The sequence below is a fragment of the Lederbergia citrea genome (genome assembly GCF_018343525.1).
Lineage (GTDB): Bacteria > Bacillota > Bacilli > Bacillales > Bacillaceae_C > Lederbergia > Lederbergia citrea.
In genome coordinates this window covers 857339-879659 of record NZ_JAGYPH010000001.1, presented here as the reverse complement: position 1 = coordinate 879659, position 22321 = coordinate 857339, and the positions used below count along the sequence as shown (strand labels likewise).

Annotated in this window: 24 protein-coding genes and 2 pseudogenes; 12 read left to right on the top strand and 14 right to left on the bottom strand. The window is 36.8% G+C overall.

Features of this window, described 5'->3' with window-relative positions; translation table 11 throughout:
• Positions 1-85: 85 nt before the first annotated feature.
• The 3 genes from KHA88_RS04525 to KHA88_RS04515 form a co-directional block, all read right to left on the bottom strand.
• The gene (locus KHA88_RS04525; protein ID WP_213096956.1) at positions 86-850 is read right to left on the bottom strand and encodes a sulfite exporter TauE/SafE family protein; all 765 of its coding nucleotides are present in this window, start codon (positions 848-850) and stop codon (positions 86-88) included.
• A gap of 121 nt (positions 851-971) precedes the next feature.
• The gene (locus KHA88_RS04520) at positions 972-1253 is read right to left on the bottom strand and encodes a hypothetical protein (RefSeq protein WP_213096957.1); all 282 of its coding nucleotides are present in this window, start codon (positions 1251-1253) and stop codon (positions 972-974) included.
• A gap of 12 nt (positions 1254-1265) precedes the next feature.
• Positions 1266-2513, bottom strand: a complete 1248-nt coding sequence (locus tag KHA88_RS04515) for an MFS transporter (RefSeq protein WP_249312895.1) — start codon at positions 2511-2513, stop codon at positions 1266-1268.
• Between the two features lie 161 nt (positions 2514-2674).
• Between KHA88_RS04515 and KHA88_RS04510 the strand changes: the two genes are divergently transcribed.
• From KHA88_RS04510 to cysC, 5 genes are read left to right on the top strand one after another with little or no spacing between them, the layout of a single operon-like run.
• Entirely contained in the window at positions 2675-3445 is a 771-nt protein-coding gene (locus KHA88_RS04510) for a phosphosulfolactate synthase (RefSeq protein WP_213096959.1), read from the top strand.
• On the top strand, positions 3427-3978 hold the full coding sequence (locus KHA88_RS04505; protein ID WP_213096960.1) for a histidine phosphatase family protein: 552 nt from the start codon (positions 3427-3429) through the stop codon (positions 3976-3978). The genes KHA88_RS04510 and KHA88_RS04505 overlap by 19 nt, the downstream gene beginning before the upstream one ends.
• Positions 3971-4681 (top strand): phosphoadenylyl-sulfate reductase, encoded by a 711-nt coding sequence (locus KHA88_RS04500; protein ID WP_430413619.1) that lies wholly within the window; start codon positions 3971-3973, stop codon positions 4679-4681. The genes KHA88_RS04505 and KHA88_RS04500 overlap by 8 nt, the downstream gene beginning before the upstream one ends.
• 36 nt (positions 4682-4717) lie before the next feature.
• The gene (gene sat / locus KHA88_RS04495) at positions 4718-5866 is read left to right on the top strand and encodes a sulfate adenylyltransferase (protein ID WP_213096961.1); all 1149 of its coding nucleotides are present in this window, start codon (positions 4718-4720) and stop codon (positions 5864-5866) included.
• A gap of 14 nt (positions 5867-5880) precedes the next feature.
• Positions 5881-6510 (top strand): adenylyl-sulfate kinase, encoded by a 630-nt coding sequence (cysC, locus tag KHA88_RS04490; protein WP_213121440.1) that lies wholly within the window; start codon positions 5881-5883, stop codon positions 6508-6510.
• A 68-nt stretch (positions 6511-6578) separates the two neighbouring features.
• On the opposite strand, the gene KHA88_RS04485 is transcribed toward cysC, so the two are convergent.
• From KHA88_RS04485 to KHA88_RS04450, 8 genes are all read right to left on the bottom strand, one after another.
• Positions 6579-7196, bottom strand: a complete 618-nt coding sequence (locus tag KHA88_RS04485) for a YitT family protein (protein WP_213121439.1) — start codon at positions 7194-7196, stop codon at positions 6579-6581.
• Positions 7197-7367: 171 nt separating this feature from the next.
• On the bottom strand, positions 7368-7826 hold the full coding sequence (locus KHA88_RS04480) for a GtrA family protein (RefSeq protein ID WP_213096964.1): 459 nt from the start codon (positions 7824-7826) through the stop codon (positions 7368-7370).
• On the bottom strand, positions 7780-8817 hold the full coding sequence (locus KHA88_RS04475) for a glycosyltransferase family 2 protein (protein WP_213096965.1): 1038 nt from the start codon (positions 8815-8817) through the stop codon (positions 7780-7782). Before KHA88_RS04475 ends, KHA88_RS04480 begins: the two co-directional genes overlap by 47 nt.
• Positions 8818-8835: 18 nt before the next feature.
• On the bottom strand, positions 8836-10515 hold the full coding sequence (locus KHA88_RS04470; RefSeq protein ID WP_283247395.1) for a DUF6044 family protein: 1680 nt from the start codon (positions 10513-10515) through the stop codon (positions 8836-8838).
• Positions 10516-10925: 410 nt separating this feature from the next.
• Complete coding sequence (locus tag KHA88_RS04465; RefSeq protein WP_213096967.1) at positions 10926-11354, bottom strand: cell wall hydrolase; 429 nt, start codon at positions 11352-11354, stop codon at positions 10926-10928.
• 77 nt (positions 11355-11431) lie between these two features.
• Complete coding sequence (locus KHA88_RS04460; RefSeq protein WP_213121437.1) at positions 11432-12454, bottom strand: hypothetical protein; 1023 nt, start codon at positions 12452-12454, stop codon at positions 11432-11434.
• Between the two features lie 44 nt (positions 12455-12498).
• Positions 12499-13353, bottom strand: a complete 855-nt coding sequence (locus KHA88_RS04455) for an SDR family oxidoreductase (protein WP_213121436.1) — start codon at positions 13351-13353, stop codon at positions 12499-12501.
• Positions 13354-13366: 13 nt separating this feature from the next.
• Positions 13367-14125: an exodeoxyribonuclease III gene (locus KHA88_RS04450; protein WP_213121435.1), complete on the bottom strand. Its 759-nt coding sequence runs from the start codon at positions 14123-14125 to the stop codon at positions 13367-13369.
• Positions 14126-14255: 130 nt separating this feature from the next.
• Between KHA88_RS04450 and KHA88_RS04445 the strand changes: the two genes are divergently transcribed.
• The 3 genes and pseudogenes from KHA88_RS04445 to KHA88_RS21375 all read left to right on the top strand — a co-directional run.
• A complete protein-coding gene (locus KHA88_RS04445; RefSeq protein ID WP_213121434.1) occupies positions 14256-14885 on the top strand; it encodes a metal-dependent hydrolase in 630 nt (209 codons plus the stop codon).
• Between the two features lie 352 nt (positions 14886-15237).
• On the top strand, positions 15238-15420 hold the full coding sequence (locus KHA88_RS21515) for a transposase (protein ID WP_488153872.1): 183 nt from the start codon (positions 15238-15240) through the stop codon (positions 15418-15420).
• Positions 15393-15656, top strand: a pseudogene (locus KHA88_RS21375) (transposase); the annotation flags it as partial. The gene KHA88_RS21515 and the pseudogene KHA88_RS21375, both read left to right, overlap by 28 nt.
• 293 nt (positions 15657-15949) lie before the next feature.
• On the opposite strand, the gene KHA88_RS04435 reads toward KHA88_RS21375, so the two are convergent.
• Positions 15950-16492: a PepSY domain-containing protein gene (locus KHA88_RS04435; protein WP_213121433.1), complete on the bottom strand. Its 543-nt coding sequence runs from the start codon at positions 16490-16492 to the stop codon at positions 15950-15952.
• 253 nt (positions 16493-16745) lie between these two features.
• Here KHA88_RS04435 and KHA88_RS04430 point away from each other — a divergent pair, with 253 nt between their 5' ends.
• A complete protein-coding gene (locus KHA88_RS04430) occupies positions 16746-16919 on the top strand; it encodes a hypothetical protein (protein WP_213096973.1) in 174 nt (57 codons plus the stop codon).
• Between the two features lie 105 nt (positions 16920-17024).
• On the opposite strand, the gene KHA88_RS04425 is transcribed toward KHA88_RS04430, so the two are convergent.
• Positions 17025-18962, bottom strand: a complete 1938-nt coding sequence (locus KHA88_RS04425) for an endonuclease MutS2 (protein ID WP_213121432.1) — start codon at positions 18960-18962, stop codon at positions 17025-17027.
• Between the two features lie 532 nt (positions 18963-19494).
• Between KHA88_RS04425 and KHA88_RS04420 the strand changes: the two genes are divergently transcribed.
• Positions 19495-20556: a DUF3900 domain-containing protein gene (locus KHA88_RS04420; protein WP_213096975.1), complete on the top strand. Its 1062-nt coding sequence runs from the start codon at positions 19495-19497 to the stop codon at positions 20554-20556.
• Between the two features lie 282 nt (positions 20557-20838).
• The gene (locus KHA88_RS04415; protein ID WP_213096976.1) at positions 20839-21714 is read left to right on the top strand and encodes a metal-dependent hydrolase; all 876 of its coding nucleotides are present in this window, start codon (positions 20839-20841) and stop codon (positions 21712-21714) included.
• A 201-nt stretch (positions 21715-21915) separates the two neighbouring features.
• Here the strand turns inward: KHA88_RS04415 and KHA88_RS04410 are convergent, their stop codons facing one another.
• A complete protein-coding gene (locus KHA88_RS04410; RefSeq protein ID WP_213096977.1) occupies positions 21916-22029 on the bottom strand; it encodes a YjcZ family sporulation protein in 114 nt (37 codons plus the stop codon).
• A gap of 98 nt (positions 22030-22127) precedes the next feature.
• Here KHA88_RS04410 and KHA88_RS20830 point away from each other — a divergent pair.
• Positions 22128-22266: pseudogene (locus KHA88_RS20830) on the top strand (DUF3231 family protein); the annotation flags it as partial.
• Positions 22267-22321 lie beyond the last annotated feature (55 nt).

Sequence of the window (22321 nt, the reverse complement as noted above, 5' to 3'; positions counted from 1 at the left end):
CTAATTACATGAACAGTAAAAACTATACTACAAAAACCCTTAATATTAAGTAGTTTTGGTAGTATAGTATTTCAAAATAATAAATTTAAATTAACTTCAATCCACTAAATAAAATCATTAATGCCATAATGGTTCTTAACGGCTTCGCCGGAAATTTGGATGATAATGTGCTCCCAAAAATTACCCCAGGTACTGATCCCAGCAAAATGTTAATCATCAATAAGTAATCAACATTACCAAACCCGGCGTGCATTATTCCAGCAGCGGTAACTAATAAAAAAGCATGAGCAATATCGGTTCCGACTAATTCTGAAGATCTTAACTTATAAAGATACAGCATAGCTAAGGCAAATAATGAACCTGATCCAATGGAAGTCAAGCCAACAATAAAACCTAATACTATTCCAATACCTATCGTTAATGCTCGCTTTTCTTCCAAAGACTTCATTTGAAATCGATTGAATTCAAATTTGTTTTTTAAAAACGTTTTAATTAGAGTCGTGAGTGCCACTAATATTAAAACATATCCTAATGCATGTTTAATTACTTGCTCTTGATTATGGAAGAAAGAATCGAAGATGTGGAGGACTCCTACTGCAAAAATAGCGCTTGGAATACTTCCAATTGCAAGATACTTAACTAACTTGAGGTTTATTGTTCTTTGTTTCCAATGTTGAACAGAACCGAAAAATTTCGTGATAGAATTAATAAGGAGATCTGTTCCTACAGCAACTGATGGGTTTATTCCTAATAAAACCAGTAGCGGGGTTAACAAGGCTGCCCCTCCGACCCCAGTTAGGCCAACCATAAAGCCAAGAAATCCCCCCATTAAAATCATTCCAATACTCATACGGCGCACACTCCAAATAGGCTTGATAAAATCAACTGATATCGTCAATTTATGAAATGGGTATACGCCTTGTTACTCAATATTTCTAATCACTTAAAACCATTTTTCGTAGACGGCAATACTATTTTTCTTCTTCCTCATTTAAAATTATTTTCTTACATCCGATATATAAACAGGAAAAAACATCTATATCGGGCTTAGCTTTTGCCAATCCTTTTATATAAGGCGTGACCAAATCTTTAAAATCCGCCCCTACCCCCTCTTCTTCCAAAATTCCATACACATACATTTTTTTTTCGTCAAATAATATTGCTACATTTCCAACAGCTTTATTTGCGGAATTTACAACATTTAATAGTTGATAATGTGGAGTGATTACCTCAGGTGAAAAATATATTTCCATTCAATTACTCCTTTACGTATACTCTAATTTTTCAAACAGTGTGTCACTTTCATCATTTGATGGCTCTTTTTTACCTACTCGAATGAATATTAGGCAAAGCAACCCAACAAACAGTGTTAAACCAGCAGTTGTTAAAAACATTCCTGTCCGCGACCAATCTATCAAAGAAGTAAAAACCGGGGGTCCGATGGCTACACCTAAAAATCGGACAGATCCATATAAAGATGTCACAAATCCTCTTCTTTCTGCAGGAACAGAACCTGTAATAAAGCTATTGATACATGGGAGCACAAGTCCTGTCCCGACACTGCTTATGACAAGTACTGCAAAAAAAGGAATTAATGATTTAAAGAAAATCAATGTCGCAAAAGAAACAGTCATTAAGAGCATTCCTACAATAATCATTGTTTTCATCAACTTCATCTTCTTGCCGATTTTACTTCCGGTAATATAGGATGTGACGGTCATGAATAAAAGGGGAACAGCTAAAATCCCTCCTTTTAAAACGCCGTCAATTTGATGATCCTTTTCAAGAATGTCCGAAATATAAAATAAAATTCCAAATAGAGTAAATAAACACGTAGCACCAGTTAAGTAAGCAACAAATAACCAACGTCCTTCTGTTTTAAATACTGAAATAAGACCTTTTATATATTTGCCAACAGGTTGTGGTTCTTTTTCATCTTTCTTCTCCTTAACAAAAAACATCGTTAATAGGATAGAAATGAGACAGAAAATAGGAAAAGCAAAAAAAGCTGCATACCAAACTATTAGTGCTAAAAGGGATCCGATGATTGGACTAACAACTTTCCCAAATCCATTTGATGCCTCAACTATTCCTAGTACCTTACTTTGCTCTCCGCCCTTAAATAAATCTCCCGCTAATGCCATGGCAATTGGTGCGGTACCTGCAGCACCAATCCCCTGCAAAACCCTTCCTGCGAGTATCCATGTATAAGTATTGGAAAACCACGCGGCAGCAGCACCCGCCAGGATCCCTCCTGTTCCATATAAAATGAGCGCGGGGATAATAATCGCTTTTCGCGAAAAGCGATCGGATAAATATCCTAAAATAGGAATGGCTATCGCAGCTGCTATTGAAAATACTGTAATAACCAAGCTGATTTTAAATTGGGATACATCCAGCTCTGCCTTCATTTTCGGCAAAACCGGAATTAACATAGAATTCCCCAACACAAGAATAAGCGGGATTGAACCGATTGCAAAAATCGTCAAGCCTTTATGTTTTGGCTTTGGCAAAAAAATGTCCCTCCCTTCAAAAAGTCTTCCATATTGTTTGAATATGGAGCACATTTTATACCAAGGGCAAACGCCTAATTTCTATTGTAAAAGCCCATTCTTTACACATTCGCCCATTTTTTGAATAGGCTATCCTAGAAAAAAGAGGAGGCGCTAGCCCTATGGAATTTTTAGAAATACCAGAAAGAACCTCAGGCAAAAGAACTTACGGTTTAACTTCGGTGATCGATTTAGGCACCCCTATTGAGGAATTAAGAAATATATTAAATGACTTTAGCCATATCATTGACATAGCTAAAATAGGAATTGGCACCGCTTATATAACGCCAAATTTCCAGAATAAGGTGAATTTATATAAGAAACATAACATTAAGGTTTATTGTGGCGGAACATTTTTTGAAAAATGCTATTACCAAAATAAAATTCCCGAATACGCGACGTATCTACACAAGTTAGGTATCGAATGGATTGAAGTTTCCAGTGGGACGCTAGATATTCCCATTGAAGAACGCCTTAATCTCATTCATCTACTAAAAAAAGATTTTCACGTGATCGCTGAGGTTGGATCTAAGGATGCCAGTAAAGAGATGACCATTTCTGAATGGAAGGAAGAAATCCAGTTATTATTGGATGCTGGGTGTAAATATGTCATTACTGAAGGGAGAGACTCAGGAACCTCTGGCATTTATGAAAAAAACGGAAAGATTAAATCTTGTTTGATTAGTGAATTACTCGAAGATATCGATAGCCAAAAAATCATTTTTGAAGCGCCCACTCCAAAACATCAAATGTATTTTATAAATGAAATTGGCCCGAATGTTAATTTGGGAAATGTGAAAATGAACGACGTTTTAGTTTTAGAGGCCCAAAGATGCGGGCTTAGATGTGAAACATTTTATCTGGAAGATCAAATATGCAAATTACCTTTATAAGACATCTTCCAACAGAATGGAATAAAAAAAAATGGTTACAAGGAAAAAAAGATATTGGACTATTACCGATTACAGAAGTTTTTCAAAAAGAAATTACTAAAAATCAAAAGCTCCTTATAAAACTATTGCCATTTGATGTGGTTTTGGCCAGTGGTCTAAAACGGACCCAGCAAACAGCACATGTTTATGGGTATGAGCCTGAAACTGAAGATTTATTAAATGAATTTGATTTTGGACCTTTTGAAGGACTTCCAAAACAAAAACTAATAGAACATTACGGAAAAAATTGGATTGAAAACCCAAAAGAATTAGTCTTAGGTGAAAGTATAAAAAGTTTAGAAGAACGAATTATTTTATTTTTAGAGCGATATAAAAGTTCCAAAAATATTTTAGTGTTTGGCCATGGTACCTGGATTAGAGCCGTACTTTCTTATCACCGCTACGGCCATATTAATAATCTGAATAAAATGATCGTCGAAAATAATGACTGCATTACATTATTTATCAATTCTGGAGGGCTAGATATTGACTGAAATCTTAACTTATGAAAATTGGGACGAACAGAAGGTTGCAGCCGTTTTGCATGATCAACCGGATTATATGGATATCTTAAAATGGGCTTTTCATGAATATAGAGAGGAAATTGTGTATGCTTGCAGTTTTGGAGCCGAGGGAATAGTTCTGATTGATTTAATTAGCAAGGTTAATAATGAAGCAAAAATAAACTTCCTCGATACCGGACTCCATTTTCAAGAGACATATGAATTGATTGAGGAAGTAAAGAATCGTTATCCCTCCTTGCAAATCAATATGGTTCAACCAAAAACATCTTTAGAAGAACAAACGAAATGGTATGGAGATAAATTATGGATTTACAATCCAAATCTTTGCTGCAACATAAGAAAGATAGCTCCTTTGAAGGAAGCATTAACAGATGTAAAAGCATGGATTTCAGGGCTAAGAAGGGACCAATCTCCTACTAGAAGGAATATCCAATATATTAATAAAGATAGCAAATTTCAAAAGATCAAGATTTGCCCGCTTATTCATTGGACATGGGATGATATTATGTCCTATATCGAGCTAAACAAACTGCCATATAATCCATTACACGAAAAAGGTTATCCAAGTATCGGATGTGCCCCGTGTACCCTGCCTGTTTCGGAGAACGAGGATCAACGCGCAGGCAGATGGGCGGGTCAGGCGAAAATAGAATGCGGGCTTCATCAAAAATAATATGCATATTAAAGATAAATTTGGGAGGTCGGGATTGTGAATGAAAGTATCCCACATGGAGGTAAATTGATTAATCGAATGAATATTATGGCTTCCGTCGATTTCTCGCTGAACTATGTTCAACTCGATGATTTAGAATTAAGTGATTTGGAGTTAATCGCAAATGGTAGCTATAGTCCGCTAGAAGGGTTTATGAGAAAGATCGATTATGACTCAGTTATACAAAATATGAGACTGTCAACCGGAATCCCTTGGTCCTTGCCAATCACAATGGCAGTTGACAAAGATAAAGCGATGGAACTTAAAGAGGGAGAAACGATCAATCTTATTCATAATGAAACGGTCTATGGTGTGATGGAAGTACAGGAAATATTTTTACCTGATAAACATATAGAAGCCGAAATGATTTATCAAACGACTGATCATGCTCATCCAGGCGTAAAAAAGCTGTTTGATAGACCCGAGTTTTATATAGCTGGACCCATTACGCTAATAAAAAGACCCGAAAAAGCTAAGTTTGCAGACTACTTTTTAGATCCGATTCAAACAAGGAAGAAGTTTAAGGAATTATGCTGGAATACAGTGGTCGGTTTCCAGACTCGTAATCCTGTTCATCGAGCTCATGAGTATATTCAAAAATCAGCGCTGGAAACGGTTGATGGTCTTTTCTTGAATCCCCTAGTCGGAAAGACGAAATCAGATGATATTCCGGGAGAAATTCGAATGGAAAGCTACCATGTGCTACTTGAAAATTATTATCCTCAAGACCGAGTATTTTTATCTGTTTTTCCGGCTGCCATGCGTTATGCCGGACCAAGAGAGGCAGTATTTCATGCAATCGTCCGAAAAAATTTTGGGTGTACTCACTTTATCGTTGGTAGAGACCATGCCGGGGTTGGCAATTATTATGGGACATACGATGCGCAAAAAATATTTAGTCAATTTACTGAGGAAGAACTAGGAATCAAACTACTCTTTTTTGAACACTGTTTTTACTGCAAAAAATGCGAAAACATGGCCTCGGAAAAAACTTGCCCACATGATTCCCAACATCATGTTATTTTATCCGGTACTAAAGTGAGACAAATGTTGAAAAACGGAGAACAACCACCTAAAGAATTCAGTCGTCCAGAAGTAGTCGACATTCTTATCCAAGGAATGAAAGAAGTGTATACAATAAATTAAAGGATGTAGGAAATATGAAAAAAAGCAGTAACGTCACCTGGCATAATACAACTGTTAAAAAAGAAGACCGCCATCTCCTGAATGGTCATAAAAGCTGTGTTCTTTGGTTTACAGGATTATCTGGGTCAGGAAAATCATCCTTAGCTAATGCAGTTGACCATACATTGTTTAGGCAGCGCTTCAGAAGCTATGTTTTAGATGGGGACAATGTACGACATGGGTTAAACAATGACTTAAGTTTTCGAGCGACTGATCGAAAGGAAAATATTCGTCGAGTTGGAGAAGTAGCGAAACTATTTGTGGATAGTGGCCATATTGTTTCTTCCGCATTTATTTCCCCATATCGCGAAGATCGGCAGTTAGTACGAAGTATGTTTGAAACGAGTGAATTTATTGAAATTTATCTACATTGTCCTCTTCATGTTTGTGAAGAACGAGATCCTAAAGGTTTATATAAGAAAGCACGAAAAGGAGAAATATCAGAATTTACAGGAGTAACCTCACCATACGAAATCCCTGACAATCCAGAGATCATCATTGAAACCGATAAAATGTCGATTGGGCAATCAGTGAAAAAAATTATATCTTATCTAAAGGACAACAAGATCCTTTATGAACTGTACCCTATAATGTGGACAGTTTAATAGTAAAAACATTGTTCATAAGTGACCTCTGGTGTGATGCCAGGGTCATTTTTGCTAATGGTGTCGCGCTATCTTCTTCTCCAATTTGGCGATAATATACTAACTTTTTGAAACTTGTATTCATAAATAAAATCAATAATATTCGCCGAGATAAATTGACAAATAATTGCATACACGACAATTTTATAATCTATAATAAAAGAAGTTAATAAAAAAATCACAAGGTTAATCCCCATCATCACTTTTCCTAGGCTCCATTTTTTATAAGAGGCAATCATCAATGCTGGAATCACCATTCCGCCACTTGAGGCACCAACCCGAATGAGCAATCCAACTCCAAGGCCAAATAGAATGCTTCCTCCGAAAATATCTATAAAAACATGTACATGTGGCAGAGGAACCTGTGAGGCCAGAATGCTAATTGTAGTAGATGTGATTGCAACAGAAAGAATGGTTCGAAAAGTCCAGGTGGATCCAAAATACTTTAATGCAAAAAGGAGAAAAAATGCATTTGCCAGCCATAATGAAAAACCTAGAGGTAAATCAAACCAATGATTCATCAGGAGTGCCAAGCCTGCTGCTCCACCGGAGGGTATGGAGTGCGGGAATAAAAATAACGACATCGACGTTCCTTGCAAGAAGGCCCCAAATAGTAAATATAAATAGGTTAATAGAAACTTTTTCATCCTTAAGTGTAATTATCCTTCAAACTAACTATGGTGCCCTCCATTTCATTACCCTCCTCTACATACCTTCCTTGTCCATTTTATGAGAAATGAAAAAAGAATATGTCGGGTGATATTTGAAATTGGAAAGTTCATATAGATTTGCTTGGCATTGCTTTCGTTCTTATGGTGTTAAGGACACCTGATCTTCTCCTTCGGTGCAAACACAATGAGTCTCTGCCCTAAATAGTTAGTCAGCGTATACAATCCTACCCCAATAAAAACGGCTATCTCATCTTTAGAAAGAATGTTATGTAAATAAAAACGTGGAGATACAAATTCTGCTGCCATATTGCTCAGTTTAAATGAAAAAAGGTAAGCGATAAGAATCACAGCTGTGAATCGAAGAACACTTGATTTTGTATCCACATTGCTTTGAAAAGTAAAGCTTCTGTTTAAGAAATAGCTGATTATCGCACCTGTAGCATTGCCGAAAAAGGTTGAAAACCAATACGACAGGCCTATTAAATTTAAAAGCAAAAACATCATGGAGAGACCAACCATTGTATTAACGATACCAACAAGCAAGAAACGAATAAATGTATTAGTTCGTTTCAGATAAATTACCCACATCAGCACTAAATGGTTCATTTTCATTTCCTCCGGTATTAATCAGATGGCGCGGAAACGGCAGATTAAACATATCTATATCTACAATATATTTCGGACGACGTTTGGACTCCTTATAGATTTTTCCAACATATTCCCCCACTAATCCTATTGCTATCAGTTGCAGCCCTCCAATTAGCCAGATAGAAGCAATTAATGAGGTCCAACCTGTTTCTGTGTGGCCAAAAGCTTTCAAAGCGAAAAAATACGCCCCCAAAAAAAGGCTAATAAAGAAGGACAAAAATCCACATAACATTACAAGGCGGATTGGTGTTACGGAAAAAGAAGTAATCCCTTCAAGCGAAAATGCAAGCATTTTTTTCAAAGGATACTTCGTTTCCCCTGCCATCCGCTCTTTACGGTCATAGTAAACACTTGTGGAATTGTAGCCTATAAGCGGTACAATTCCACGCAGAAATAGATTCACCTCTTCAAATTTCTCAAGCTCTGCGAGCGAACGCTTACTCATCAGGCGGAAGTCCGCATGATTATAAACGAGATCAACACCCAGCATTTTCATAAATGAATAGAATCCCTGCGCTGTGGCCCTTTTAAAGAAAGAATCACTATCCCGCTTTTGTCTTACTCCATAAACAATATCAAAACCTTCCCGGAATTTGAGCACAAATTCACGGATAACTGTAAGATCATCTTGAAGATCAGCATCAATCGTAACTACGCAGTCTGAGGCATTTCGTGCTGTAAATACTCCGGCAAGCAGTGCATTTTGATGTCCGACATTCCTAGAGAGTTTTAAACCACGGACTCTCTCCTCTTTTAAGCTTTCCTTGTAGATTAATTGCCATGTTGCATCCTTGCTACCATCATCAACGAAAAGAATTTTACTTTTAACCGAAACAAGTTTCTCTTTTTCCAACTCTCTAAGTAAATTGGTTAGCTGAGAAATTGTATCATGGAGCACTTCTTCTTCGTTGTAACAGGGAACTACGATGGTGAGTACTGGCTCATTCATGCTTTTACCTCCTAACCATTATAGTGCTTTATACAGATAGATTTTCCATATTGAGCTCTTTGATTCAAAAACATTTTCTAACTGGAGGTGATTTAAAGATGCATTATCAATCGGAACTGCTGAAAAAATGAACTTTCCGCCCATATCCTTAAATGCTTCGATGTTGAGTTCCAGATTTTTTAATCTCCGCTTTGTATTTTTCTTAAACATATAATGTTTTCCAAGTTCATCAGTAAAGATATAGCAGCGGCCGCCCCATTCATCAAAATAAGTCTGAATCGTTTTGTTTTTGGCAAGCTCATTTTCGATAATTCTTCTGAACTCATATTTATACTTTAATGGATAAAAATTATTGTATGTATCGAGGGTGTAGAATCCGTTGTACTGTGCAATAGCCGGATGAATTCCGATACTAGCAACCCTGTATTCCTCCTGATTTTTACCAATATATCCTTTAATGTCTTTGAATTGCTCTTCTGCGTAAAACTGCTTTACAGTTGGTTTGTTTTGAAAAAGTATTTCCTCATTAAAAAACGAAACTACGATCACCTGTGCCAAAGCCAGGATAGGTATTGCTTTTCTAAAAGAAGGTGTCTGCTCCCAAAGGATTTTTAAAGATAGCGCAAATAAAACATAAATGACAAGTGGCCGTAAAAAGTGGTAGCGGGCAAAATTAAACGTATCAAGAAAATGAAATCGCTCTGTCAATGGAAGCCACCCTTCATAAAACCAAAAGGCATACCATACTGACAAAGCAAAATTCAAAAAAAATAAAAAAACAAAAACTTTCTCTTTCCTCCATAGCCTTTTAGAAAAAATCATGTAAAAAACGATAAGCATAACAGGTAAAATAACCAATGTATGTATAGAGGCTGCATGGTGGTGTCCAAAGATGAAATTTTTAAAAGTAAGCTTAAGTGACCGCCAAACAGACAATCTTGCATGAAAGTACTCGTCCCTGCTGTTTGCCTCATTATCAAATAAAAATGAATAGACGAGCCGATATTCGACTACTAGGTATACAGCTGTCATATAAGCGATCGAGGACAGAAACCGCCAATTCCAGCCTTTACCCCTCGCTAAATCTATTAGCCAAAAAACTCCCATTGCTGTAAGGAAAAAGAAGAATCCTAAAACAATACTTGAATAGAGAGGAAGAAGAGTTAATACGAGATAATTTTGCCATGACCTTTCTCCTTTTCGAATATTCAAGAACGCCCAGAGGGCAAGTGGCATTCCAAGTGTACTAAGCATCCCTGACGGCCAAAATGGAGTGAAAGAGAAAGCAAGAGCGATACAAACATTAATCGCCATCCATTCTTCCTTTTGAAGAAAATGTTTTTTTAATAACAAGTACATACCAAAAAAAGCAACAATCCTTGTAATAGACTGACTAATTGCGTAGGCGACCATCGTTGGAAACATCGCATATAGCCAGACGATCAGGCTAAACTCCGTGCCAAAAGCATTTCTTGACAAATGTCCATTAATGATCTGAGGAATGACAGCATGGGTCGATCCTGCAATCTGGCCGCTTTCAGCCAAGACCTTATACCAAGATAGATTGGAATCCAAATTATCATGCACCCGAATATGAGCGTTTTCCCCTAATATAAAAAGCGGCGATAAAAACATCGCTATTGCAAGGAGAGCGAAGATGATAAGCATTCGCTCCCTTTTATACTTTTGGAATAGCAATTGTTACACCTCTAAATAATAAATTCCTATAATAAATTTAGGTTGTGCCTAAACAATGATTAATATCCCTCCTTTACCAATCACTCTCCACCTATCTTCCCAATCATAATTGTGCAATAATCCAAACATCTTTGGGCCTCCTGTATTTTTGTCCCACAAAGCCCTCAGGGATATGATCAAAGTTGGAAATAAAACGGGGATACTTCTGTTTTTGATATAAAACTAAAAAATCACCGTAATATAAATCACGGTGATTACCTAGGCGTGGATTAAATGTATGAGTAAAAAACCACTCAATAAGCGGTTTTTTCTATATAACATATCAAATACGGTAAATTTTTCGATAACCCCCCCAACTGTTTGCATTCATCTCGCCCCTTATTGAAGTGGGAGACTTCTGCTGAATAAAGTTAAAATGTGTTATATACATTCTCACATTCAGCGGCGGTTGGCTCGTAAAAACAATGCAATTTATGGCGCCCTACGAATGGTTGGTCATACCATGTAGCCGGACAGTCTCCTGTTGGCCTGAAATACCACAAACTGAATTTAGCCGGCCAAAGTCGATGGCCATTCACTGCTCTTCTAGCTAATGATTTTTCCTTCTCCCTTGCTGCCTGATAAAAATAGCCATGGGTAACTGCTTCAAATGCATGAGGCTGGTGAATCATTTGCGGGATAGTGCGGATGCCTTTAAAATCGGAACAATTCGCTCTGATCCGGTTGATTCCCACATTGCCTACCATTAGCATTCCCTGTTGACCTTCCCCTTCTGCCTCTGCTCTTAAGAGTCTAGCCAACATGTTAATATCCGCTTCTCTGGCTTTTACAACAGCCATACCTCCACCTCCATATATCATTACATCAATATCATATTGAACGATGATATGATTGTTGCAGGAGGTAAATCAAATGGTTAATAATTAAAGTTTGTGCGAGCTTTGGCAGCTACAGCTTCAGGTATCTTAACTGAAAGAGGTTCTTGATGTAAAGCTTGGAAAAAACTAATATCGCTCGTATCAAGCATGCCAATATTTATCCGCGGAATAAGCCTGATATGAATCGGCTGTTTAGATTCGGGATTAGTTGGTACGTCTAACATTAAATTAAAACTAGCAAATCCTTGTTCTGAGAGTGTTGCAAAAATTCCCTTTAAGCCTTGAGCGAAATCAAGCCAATCTTGCTTGGAAATGTCATGAAGTGAATAGGCGTTTCTAAAAATCCCGATAAAGTCGTTATGGCTTTTTGGTGCAAAGGCGTGTACCCAAGCTATATTTCCTTTCTCGCCAATCCACCTTTCCCCGATTTCCTTTTCTGTTTCATAAAGGGCTTTGAAGTACCCTTCCCCTTTTTCTAACTCAAACTCTTTTGTTTTCTCGTTTGTAAGGGCTTGGTAATTTGTTGGCGACTCGGAAACAATTACGTGTAAATGCGGGTGAAGGATACTCCCTCCTGAAAACGGAAGATAGTTCCAGTTTATTGATGCAAATCGGGCTTTTGGATCAATATTTTGAACTTTTTTAATATAAGTTTGCGCCGCCAAATAAGCATCTTTTATCATTTGTATAGTGAAATCTTCTAGTCGAACATAATGCTGGCCGGAGAAAACAACCACACCATTATGCTTGCTATAAGGAAAAAGATTGGGAAAAAGAATCGCGTCTCCCTGCATAATACGTCCTTCTTTAGCAATTTCTTTTGGGAAAATCGGCGTCATATCCAAAATGTTTTCGGGGCAAAACGGGCATTTCGCACCACCCGTTTGTTCTGCAGCTTCCGTATAATCTGGAGGCGTTGGCGCTAAACCTGGATCAAAAACAAGACGGGAAGACTCCCCTGTTAATGGATCAAAACGGACCTCCGTTTTTCTTTCAATCATAGTTCCTTTTCCATCGTAAAAAGTAAAGAACTCTTCTTCTTTTCTAAATTTAATCATCATACACTCTCCCCCTTATACTGAATATATCACTTTTGTCAGTAAATTTAAATTATTGTCGTACCTAGTCTTTTATAGAAAAGTTTTTCCCATGCAATCCACGGAAGAATGGTTTTTAAGAAAAAGGCAAGTTTCACTCCCTTACCAATTGGATACCTAAGTCTCCGAAATTCCTTTTCTGAACATAACTCGGCAATAAGTAAGGCAACGATTTGAGGATTTCCATATTTACCTTTCCCTCTTCCTAATTCATTTTCAATTGCCTGTAAATATGAAAAGTATGGAGATGTGTTTATTTGAGATTTTTCTGCAATCTTTTTCCCTTTAGACCAAATATTTGTTTGAAAAGAACCAGGTTCAACCAAGGCTACATCGATTCCATACGGTTTTACTTCTAATCTTAAGCATTCGGTCCATCCTTCGAATGCATACTTAGATGACACATATGGTGATAAACCTGGAAATCCTATTTTTCCCGAGATACTACTCATATTGATTATTTTTCCATGCTTTTGCTTTCTCATATATGGAAGAACTGCCTGCGTGACTGATATTGCACCAAAGAAATTTGTTTCGAATTGCTCCTTATATTCTTGTATGCTTACCTCCTCGCAAAACCCGCCTAGCGCATAGCCAGCATTATTAATCAAAATATCTACTGAAGAAAAGGCAGTTAACTGTGCTGAAAAGCTGTTAATAGATTCCGCACATGTTACGTCTAATTGCATATACGTAAAGTTGGTTTCAACACCGTGTTGTTTACATAATTCTATTATCGTCCTCTTGCTTTCTAGGTTCCTCATCGTCGCTATTACTGAAAAACCTCGCTTAGCCAGCTCTAATGTCGTTAATAACCCAAATCCACTTGATGCACCTGTTATAATAGCCGTTTTGTTTTTCACGTTATTTCCTCTCCTACGTGATATTTAGTTTAAGTGCAACAGGACAATGGTCACTGCCCATGATTTCACAATGAATCTGTGAATCTTGTAAAGTACTTGCCAACCGTTCTGATACAATAAAATAATCAATTCTCCAGCCAATATTTCTTTCACGCACTTTATTCATGTAAGACCACCACGTATATGCTCCTTCTTGATCTGGATAAAAATAACGGAATGAATCGATGAATCCTATATCAAGCATGGTCGAAAACTTACCTCTTTCTTCAACAGTAAATCCGGAGTTACCTTTATTTGATTTTGGATTTTTTAAATCGATTTCCCGATGGGCAACATTTAAATCTCCGCATAGTATTACTGGCTTTATTTCATCCAAGTTTTTTATGTAGGCGAGCATTTCATCTTCCCATGATAAACGGAATGCCAATCTAGCGAGATCCCTTTGCGCGTTAGGAGTATATACATTGATAAGGTAAAAATCTTCATATTCTAATGTGATGATTCTTCCTTCAGCTTCCTCGTCAGCATCCCCTACTCCATATTTCACTGACAATGGTTGATGTTTAGTGAAAATAGCGGTACCGGAATATCCTTTCTTAACTGCATAATTCCAGTATTGGTGGTAACCTTCCAAATCTAACTCGATTTGCCCTTCTTGTAATTTTGTTTCTTGAATGCAAAATATATCGGCATCAACTTCATTAAAGTATTCTAAAAATCCTTTACGAACACAAGCTCTTATTCCATTAACATTCCAAGATACCAGTTTCATAACAAACGATGTCCCCTTTATTGTAGAATCCTACTATCATAATGACACTTTTCTCACTACCAAACAAGTGATCGGGTTTGCTATACTAATAATAGCAGCAAGAATTGTTAACAAGAAAGGAATACATATTATGGATGGAAAGACACACTTTATAGTTGGAGGAATTGCAGGGGCTGGTGTTGCCAATTACATTGGTGCGGATTTGTCCACAGCCGTTTCACTTACACTTCTAGGTGGATGTGTAGGCTTAGTGCCTGATTTGGATGTAAATGGGACTTTGGCCAAAAGAGTTACAATGAATAAAAATTGGCTGGTTTTCTTATTGGGCCTGCTGGGGATAATGGTGATCATTTATAGTGTTTGGGGCAGTTCAACCAATTTCCCATGGCTTGGAATAATTGTCGGGGCCGGATTACTTACCCTACCATCAATCATCGTTAAACAAAAAATGATGTTATTATTAACAGGTCTAGCCATCGGTGCTGCCGGCATTTCGTTACAAAGTACATGGCTCATTATGTTAGGTGTTTATATTAGCATCGCTTCCCGTCTCCCCCACCGCTCATTAACCCATTCACTCATTGGTTTAGGTTATTTTAGCGGATTTGGATATTTTTTAGAACAAGACATAAAAATCGACGGAGTCATGTTCGTATGTAGTATTGGTTATTTAAGCCATCTCATTTTAGATATGAAATGGATCCCGAAAAACCGAAGAGGCGTTAAGTTTTTTCAACCATTTTCTAAACTCGAACTATAATAAAAGGCTGTCGAATAACCTTCGATGGCCTTTTATTTTATCCTCATTCTTTAATAAATCACCACGTAAATTTAATATAATATTATTACATGGCTCTTCAACATGTCTGTTGATTTGCGCTCCAGGCGCTTCGCTTTCCGCGGGCGTGCCGGGGAGCCTCCTCGGCGCGGGGCGCCTGTGGGGTCTCCCCTGCCCCGTACTCCCGCAGGAGTCTTCGCGCCTTCCGCTCCAATCAACAGGCGGATTCAATAAAGACCTTCATCTCAACAATAAGTGGTGAAATCAATGTTTAGGCCAAAAGAGTTTAGCCAAAGTGAATATGAGTTTGTATCTATAGACGAATTAGTTCCGGATTTACAACCTTCTACGTTTAATCGATAAATATATTGATTTTTCTTTTCTATTTGAAAAAGTTCGCCCATTTTATGGCGATGACAATGGACGCCCTACTGTTCCCCTGCTTTTTTTTAAAATGATGTTTATTGGTTATCTTTACGAATTCTATTCATTTCTGATAAAAAAATCTTTAGAATAATCGCTCACAAACGTTACCATCCTACTACCGGTTTATTTCCGAAATGGAAATTTGAATAGGACAAATCCCGAGATCTAAATGTATGCCCTAATAAAAAGGAATTAGTCTACAGTACAACAAACCGTGAGGGTTACAGCAAATACAAATCGGATTCAAAGAAATGTGAAAACTGCCCTCTTCTTTCTCAATGTACACGTTCAAAATATAAGGTAAAGGTAGTGACACGTCATGTTTGGTAGGAGCATAAGGAAAAGATCGAGACACACTTATTCAGGCTGGAAATAGTGTGTTGCAATTCTTTAGGTTGATTTCCCTCTGGTCTGGTGATTGGAGCGGAGGGCACTCTACTCCTGCGGGATTGAGAGGTCACGGGAGACCCCGAAGGCGCCAAAGCGCCGAGGAGGCTCCCGGACCTCCCCGCGGAAAGAGAGTGCCCGGAGCGGAAATCAACAGGCCACGTAGCAGGGATCATCCATTAATAAAAAATTGCCGAGAAAAATACAATTTCTCGACAGCCTCTTATGCTTACTTAATTATTATGATCCAATCCTTTATCAATGATCTTTCCAGATTGGGCATCTACTTTAACCTCGATTTCAGTATTGCCAGTTTTTATATCAATTTCATAGTAGCCATTATCCGGCTCCAAATCGACTTCCATTACCTTTCCTGGAGTATCATCAATCGCCGTCGCAATAGCTTGTACTTCAGATATTCTGAAGTTCTGTTTCATTGCGAGACTATCATTGTCTTGATCCCCGTCATCATCGGTTATTTCTTTTTCCATCTTAATGACCTCACCAGATCTAGCATCTATTCTTAAATCGATATCTAAAAAGCTGCCTTCTTGTTCAATCTCTACATCATAAATAAAGCGTCCTTGCGCATCTTTTTTCAAATCAATACTATCAACAATTCCACTTCCTGCCCTAGCAGCAATATCTTTAGCCACTTCAATCTTAATCAAATCTCCATTTTTATCTATATTTTGGTTTGTATGAGCACCTGCACCAATTGCTCCTCCAAAAAATACTAAGCCTGCTCCTAAAATACTCATTAATGTGTTATTCATCTTAAATGTCCTCCCGTTTGTTTCTTTATCTTACTTATATCTTATATTGAAATTATGAGGACACTTAGATAACAAGATGAGAATTTGATGAGAGTCTCGTATGTTGCATTCTTCAATCTGATTTTCAATCATTTTTTCTCAGCAAAATATTACATTTTTAAAAGAACTCTTTTTCCTTTTCTCTATACATACTTGTATAGTTTCATTATAATTAAAGAATCTATTACAACTCATTTACTTGAGGAGGTCTATTATGTCTGAAGGTCCTAAGAAAATTTCGTTACAAGAAGCAGTCCAACAACGCCTAGCTGAAAAAAAAGCAGCACAAAATTCAAAAGCAAATTTAAAAGGTAGCACTGCTACAAAAAAGCTTTCAAGTCAACAAACGAAAAAAGCGAGTAACACGCGAAGAAAAATGGGTACTTAACTTAAATGAAAGTTCTAAACAATAACAGCTGATGGATATAATTATCCATCAGCTGTTTTCGTGAAAACTGTAAACAGAACCCCTTACCTATTACAAAATCCTTTTTTATTTTTCGCCCTTATGATTAATTACTAACCCATCAACATGCCTTTTTTCCATTTGGCGTTCTACCTTTCGATTTTCTTTAGTTTCAAAAATAATATTAAAATCATAGTCATCTGGATATAGCTCTTTTGCCGAAATATATAGCTTCAAACGCTTATGATTATAGGTTCGTTTCTCATTTTGCACTTGAACAATATAGTTCCCCATCGAATCAGGCCCTTTATAGATGATTCCAAATTCCCCTGTAGCAAGAATACGGACATTATCACCTTGAAAAAAGTTTTCGACGTTTTCTTTGTCTAATCTTTTTTCTTGTGTTTTATTACGTGCAAATCGATTTATCGAAATTTGCTTCTCAAGTTCTTTCTTTATATATAAATCTGTCACATCCAATGCATATTCTTTTTCTTCTTTATACGTGATTCTATGTGCATCTTCAATAATCTTCGGATGCATCCCTAGTTTTAGAGCGATTCCAAAAGCTTGACTATCTCCTCCTTTTCCGATGATCAACCGGTATGTTGGCTTTAATGATTCAATATCGAATTCCATCGAACCATTGATAAAGCCATCTTGTTGGTCTGCAAAATCTTTGATTTCACTATAATGGGTAGTCGCCAACATACTTGTTCCTTTTTGGGAAAATTGCTTTAGCAATGCAGTTGCTAATCCCATCCCTTCTCCAGGATCTGTTCCCGATCCTAACTCATCCAATAAGATAAGGCTGTGATCATTAGCCTCCTTCAAAATATCGATAATATTTTTAATATGCGAGCTAAAAGTACTCAAATTTTGCTCTATACTCTGACCGTCCCCAATATCTAACAACACTTTTTGAAAAATACTTACGTGACTCCCTTCAGCGACAGGGATATGAAAACCGGACTGAATCATTAATGTTAATAATCCAACCGTCTTAAGCGTTACAGTTTTTCCTCCAGTATTGGGGCCGGTTATCACTAAGGCTTGATAATCTCTTCCTAATTCTACAGTAAGTGGAACAGCCTGTTTACCTAACAAAGGGTGTCTAGCTTCCTTTAAATAAATATGATGTGAATCATTCATTTCAACACTTCTTCCATTTATTTCACGCGAATATTTGGCCTTAGCAAATAAAACATCATAATGGACCATCGTTTCAACGGCTAAACGTATTTGTAATTGATTTTCTTCCACTAAACCAGTTAAATATGTCAAGATCCTTTCAACTTCCATCTCCTCATATGCTTTTAACGAATTAATTTCATCATGGAAGGATGATATAACTGTTGGTTCAATATATAAAGTTGCACCGGATGCAGATGTATCTAAAACGGTACCTGGAATTTTCCCTTTATGTTCTTTTTTAACAGGAATGACGTATCTTCCATTTCGTTCACTTACAATCGCTTCTTGAATGTAAGTTTTATACTTATTAGACCTTACAATTTGATTGACCTTTTCCTTTAACCGTTCATCCAAAATAGTGATTTGTTTTCGGAGCTTTAATAATTCTTTACTCGCGTAATCATCTACTTGACTATTTCGGATACTCTTTTCTATTTCCTCCAAAAGATGAGGAAGTTCTTCTATGTTGTACACATAGGCAGTAACACGAGGAGCCAAAAATTCTTTATCCTTCATGAATTTTTTCAATTTTTTACAACAAGTTAAAAAATCAATAAGCTTCATGAATTGATCTGGTCTTAAAGTGAGCCCTTTATTTAACTGCTGCAATATTTGTTCAATCCCATTTAATCCTGAGATCGGGATGCTAGAGCTTTTTTTAATAATTTCCACAGACTCTGTAACCTCATCTAACCATGCACGTATTTGCTTCATATTCGTTGACGGAATGATATCCTTAATTTGTTCTTTTCCTAAATCAGTTAAAGCAAATTCAGAAACCTTTTCTTTAATACGATTAAATTCTAATATTTCGTAAGTGTTTTGATTCAACGTTCTTTCCTCCTTTAAATGTAAAAAGCCGCAATGAACAATGTTCATTGCGGCTAAAGAATTATGAAGACAAAGTAAACTTTATCTTCTCGTCCCTACACGTCCATCCAATATGAATGGAAATAAAAAAGCTATGCCAAATTGACACAGCTACGTAGAGTCGTTTATTCTATGTGCTATGAATTGTCCTTAACTATCATCCTTTTTTAGGTAACTCAAATAAACGTTTCCGTTAGCATTTTTTTGCCCGGAACGTAAATAAAAAAGAATGACCGTATGAAATTACGGATTAGTTAAGAACGACACCATACATAAAATAATCTCCTTTATTAACAAATTAAGTTAATACCTCCCTTTAATGTACGATATATACTATTGTTTTGTCAATTGGTATTATCGGAATATTTTTTCTGTAACCGTTTTTCTAAAATTTTTTTTTAAAATGACTTTTTGAATTTTAAGTTCACATTGACTGTTAAGACCCTATTTCCTATACTTGAATAGCTAAAAATAATGAAATAAGGTGTTTAATATGGATTTTGAAATACGTTTTTTATCTTTTTATGTTATACAGGTAGATGGAAAAGATGAGGAAGCAAGTAAACAACATAAACATTTCCAAACATTAGATACAGATGAATACGATCAACATGCAATCAAGGACTTTTTAGATGGAGAGTTGACAAAAATTGTAAAGCGGAAAGTGGAACGCCATCCTAAATCAGAAGCCGCCCCCACAAAGCTTGGACATTTCATCGTTGAGCCTGGCCATGAGCTCGATTCGAATCCAAACTACAACTTGTTTAATCGATTAAGGAATGCTGAATCTAAAGCTGATTTTAAAGAAGGAAGCGAAGCATTGGTTCAATCTTATTTAGATACGAGTGCCGTGCGCGGCGGTGCCTTTCTCGTCGCCTCTGCCCGCCCCGCGAAATATTTTGATGATAAGTTTGTGTTTATTATGAAATGCGACTTCGAACCGAAAGTTGCCTCCATCGCGGATGAATCAACACTTATTCGAAATGTTGAAATGGCAATAACAACAAAAAATATGAAATCCATTCAATATCCGTATATGCCTGAAGAAGGAATGATTGAAGAAAGCGAATTGAAAATTCATCAATCCTCTCACGCAAGGTATTTTGAGGATTTCTTAAAATTTGTAGAATACGGCGAGTCAATGCCCGAAATTTTAAGGACCCAAGTAAAATCAATGGTCGAAGAGCATTTTCATGAAGTGTTAGCGGATAACAGCGAAGAGCTACAACAATTTGAGCAAGATATGGAAATTTGGGAAACTAGTCCCCAGCGGGAAATTCGTGAAAGATTATCAACTGAACAAGTCGTTGAAGCAGCTGCACAAATCGTTGAGCTTGCCCCTGAAACTGAGTTGAAAATGACAGTTGGTGAAACATTTATTAAAGGATACCTTGCCGATTTTGGCGAAAGCATTCATTTGGCGAAAGTAAATGATAGGTATGTATTACTTGTCGAAGCTGATTCTATTACCTTTGAAAAAGGTGTATCTCCGATTGAGTTTCATAGACCGGATGATTTGCATAAGATTATTGAGAGAATCCGGTTAAAACAGTAATTATGAGTAAGGAGCCTCAACTTCCATTTAAAATGCTGCTTGAATATTGATAAAAGTGTATAAGAATTCCCTCTGCCTTTTCTGGTAGAGGTTTTTGTGCTTAAATTCCATTGTTTATTCCTTGTTCTATGTCCATTAAACTATGATTTAAGGCTATTTTTTGGATTTGTCTAAATTCGGAATGATTGTCTATTTTATGGTCGGGTGATGTTCCATATATTATAATAAAGGACGGATAAAGAATTATTTTACACATCCTGAGTTAAGGGGAGGAGTGATTACTTGGACACGATTACCCATACATTATTTGGCATTGGAATCTACAAAGCTGTCAATAAAGAAAATATGAGTAAAAAAGAAAAACAAGCTCTTTTATTTACTTCTATCGGAGCAAGCCAAATTCCTGACATTGATGTGATTTCCCAGCTTTGGGACACGACCGGGCAATATCAAATGTGGCATCGAGGAATTACTCACTCTATCTTCCTTGTTCCCGTTTGGGCAGTTTTATTTTCTTTATTAAACTCGCTTTTTTTCCGTCTCAAAAACTGGCATTTCTTTTGGATTGCATTTCTTGCTGTATTTATTCACATAACAAGTGATGTGTTTAATGCGTGGGGAACTGGATATCTTGAACCTTTTTCTAACGTAAGACTGACATTTGGTACCGTTTCTATTATTGATTTTGTTATTTGGTTTCTTTTCTTAATTGCTTTTATTATCTCTAAAACGGCAAAAAGAATAAAGGAATATCGTCTTTTCCGTTTCACCTGGGCATTGATTGCACTTCATGTTCTCGTCCAATCTGTCCAAGGTTATATTCTTTACGAGCAACATAAACCCCATTATGAACAAGTGGCTTTATCAGCTAGCTTTGTTCCCTGGAATTTCTCCATTATTGGTAAAAATGGAGACACAGTAGATATTATACAAGATTCGCTCTTAACGAAAGGACGATTGATTTACCAACTACAATCGGCTAGTGATAATGATTTAGAAGAATTATTTAAGCAAAACCCAAAAGCCAGAACATTAAATGAATGGTCTCCTTTTGTTGTGGTCGTAAATAATGATCAACAGTTTGGGATTTACGATCCAAGATTTTATCGAAAAGGGCAATCATTCCTGTTTGAATACATCGAAAAAACTCAAAAATAGACCAATATAAAACCGTTATTTTTATCGTATTTGAATCTATCAATAAACAGAAAAACTGTAAGTAAGATAAATGCAAGAAACTGCGTTTATCTTACTTACATCATTTAGTTTTTATCAATTCATTAAAAAGTCTTATCTCAATCCTGAATCATTAAACCCACTTAGTTTTTATTACAACCAAATTTCTAAACAATTTGGGCTTTAATAATAACCGCAGCCACCACCGACAAAGCTTGCACCGATGATAACAAGCAGGATGAATAAGACTACCAATAAGGCAAAGCCGCCGCCACCAAATCCTACAGCACCATCCATTTAATTCCCTCCTTACTTTTTCAAGGTTATCTTATGTAATGGGAATCTTTTTGTGTGGGCTATAATTCTAATTTATCCTCGCCTCAAAGCCCCCCCCAGCAGCAGCCAGTCAGCGAACTGATTTAAGCACTAAATTATGACCGATTATCGTTAGAAATCAGCCGATTAGCTAAAAGTGGAGCAGACATCATGATTAAATATAACTGGCTTGAGCAACCACCAGGAACACTAGATTGAACGGAATTAGCAAAAAACAAGGAATAAAATTATTTATTGAAAAAGGCGTTGTCTA

Bases quoted from the DNA above. Each gene is read 5' to 3' on its own strand.
- KHA88_RS04525 (WP_213096956.1), bottom strand. From the start codon at position 850: ATGAGTATTGGAATGATTTTAATGGGGGGATTTCTTGGCTTTATGGTT.
- KHA88_RS04520 (WP_213096957.1), bottom strand. From the start codon at position 1,253: ATGGAAATATATTTTTCACCTGAGGTAATCACTCCACATTATCAACTA.
- KHA88_RS04510 (WP_213096959.1), top strand. From the start codon at position 2,675: ATGGAATTTTTAGAAATACCAGAAAGAACCTCAGGCAAAAGAACTTAC.
- KHA88_RS04505 (WP_213096960.1), top strand. From the start codon at position 3,427: ATGCAAATTACCTTTATAAGACATCTTCCAACAGAATGGAATAAAAAA.
- cysC (WP_213121440.1), top strand. From the start codon at position 5,881: ATGAAAAAAAGCAGTAACGTCACCTGGCATAATACAACTGTTAAAAAA.
- KHA88_RS04485 (WP_213121439.1), bottom strand. From the start codon at position 7,196: ATGAAAAAGTTTCTATTAACCTATTTATATTTACTATTTGGGGCCTTC.
- KHA88_RS04480 (WP_213096964.1), bottom strand. From the start codon at position 7,826: ATGAACCATTTAGTGCTGATGTGGGTAATTTATCTGAAACGAACTAAT.
- KHA88_RS04475 (WP_213096965.1), bottom strand. From the start codon at position 8,817: ATGAATGAGCCAGTACTCACCATCGTAGTTCCCTGTTACAACGAAGAA.
- KHA88_RS04465 (WP_213096967.1), bottom strand. From the start codon at position 11,354: ATGGCTGTTGTAAAAGCCAGAGAAGCGGATATTAACATGTTGGCTAGA.
- KHA88_RS04460 (WP_213121437.1), bottom strand. From the start codon at position 12,454: ATGATGATTAAATTTAGAAAAGAAGAAGAGTTCTTTACTTTTTACGAT.
- KHA88_RS04450 (WP_213121435.1), bottom strand. From the start codon at position 14,125: ATGAAACTGGTATCTTGGAATGTTAATGGAATAAGAGCTTGTGTTCGT.
- KHA88_RS04445 (WP_213121434.1), top strand. From the start codon at position 14,256: ATGGATGGAAAGACACACTTTATAGTTGGAGGAATTGCAGGGGCTGGT.
- KHA88_RS04435 (WP_213121433.1), bottom strand. From the start codon at position 16,492: ATGAATAACACATTAATGAGTATTTTAGGAGCAGGCTTAGTATTTTTT.
- KHA88_RS04430 (WP_213096973.1), top strand. From the start codon at position 16,746: ATGTCTGAAGGTCCTAAGAAAATTTCGTTACAAGAAGCAGTCCAACAA.
- KHA88_RS04420 (WP_213096975.1), top strand. From the start codon at position 19,495: ATGGATTTTGAAATACGTTTTTTATCTTTTTATGTTATACAGGTAGAT.
- KHA88_RS04410 (WP_213096977.1), bottom strand. From the start codon at position 22,029: ATGGATGGTGCTGTAGGATTTGGTGGCGGCGGCTTTGCCTTATTGGTA.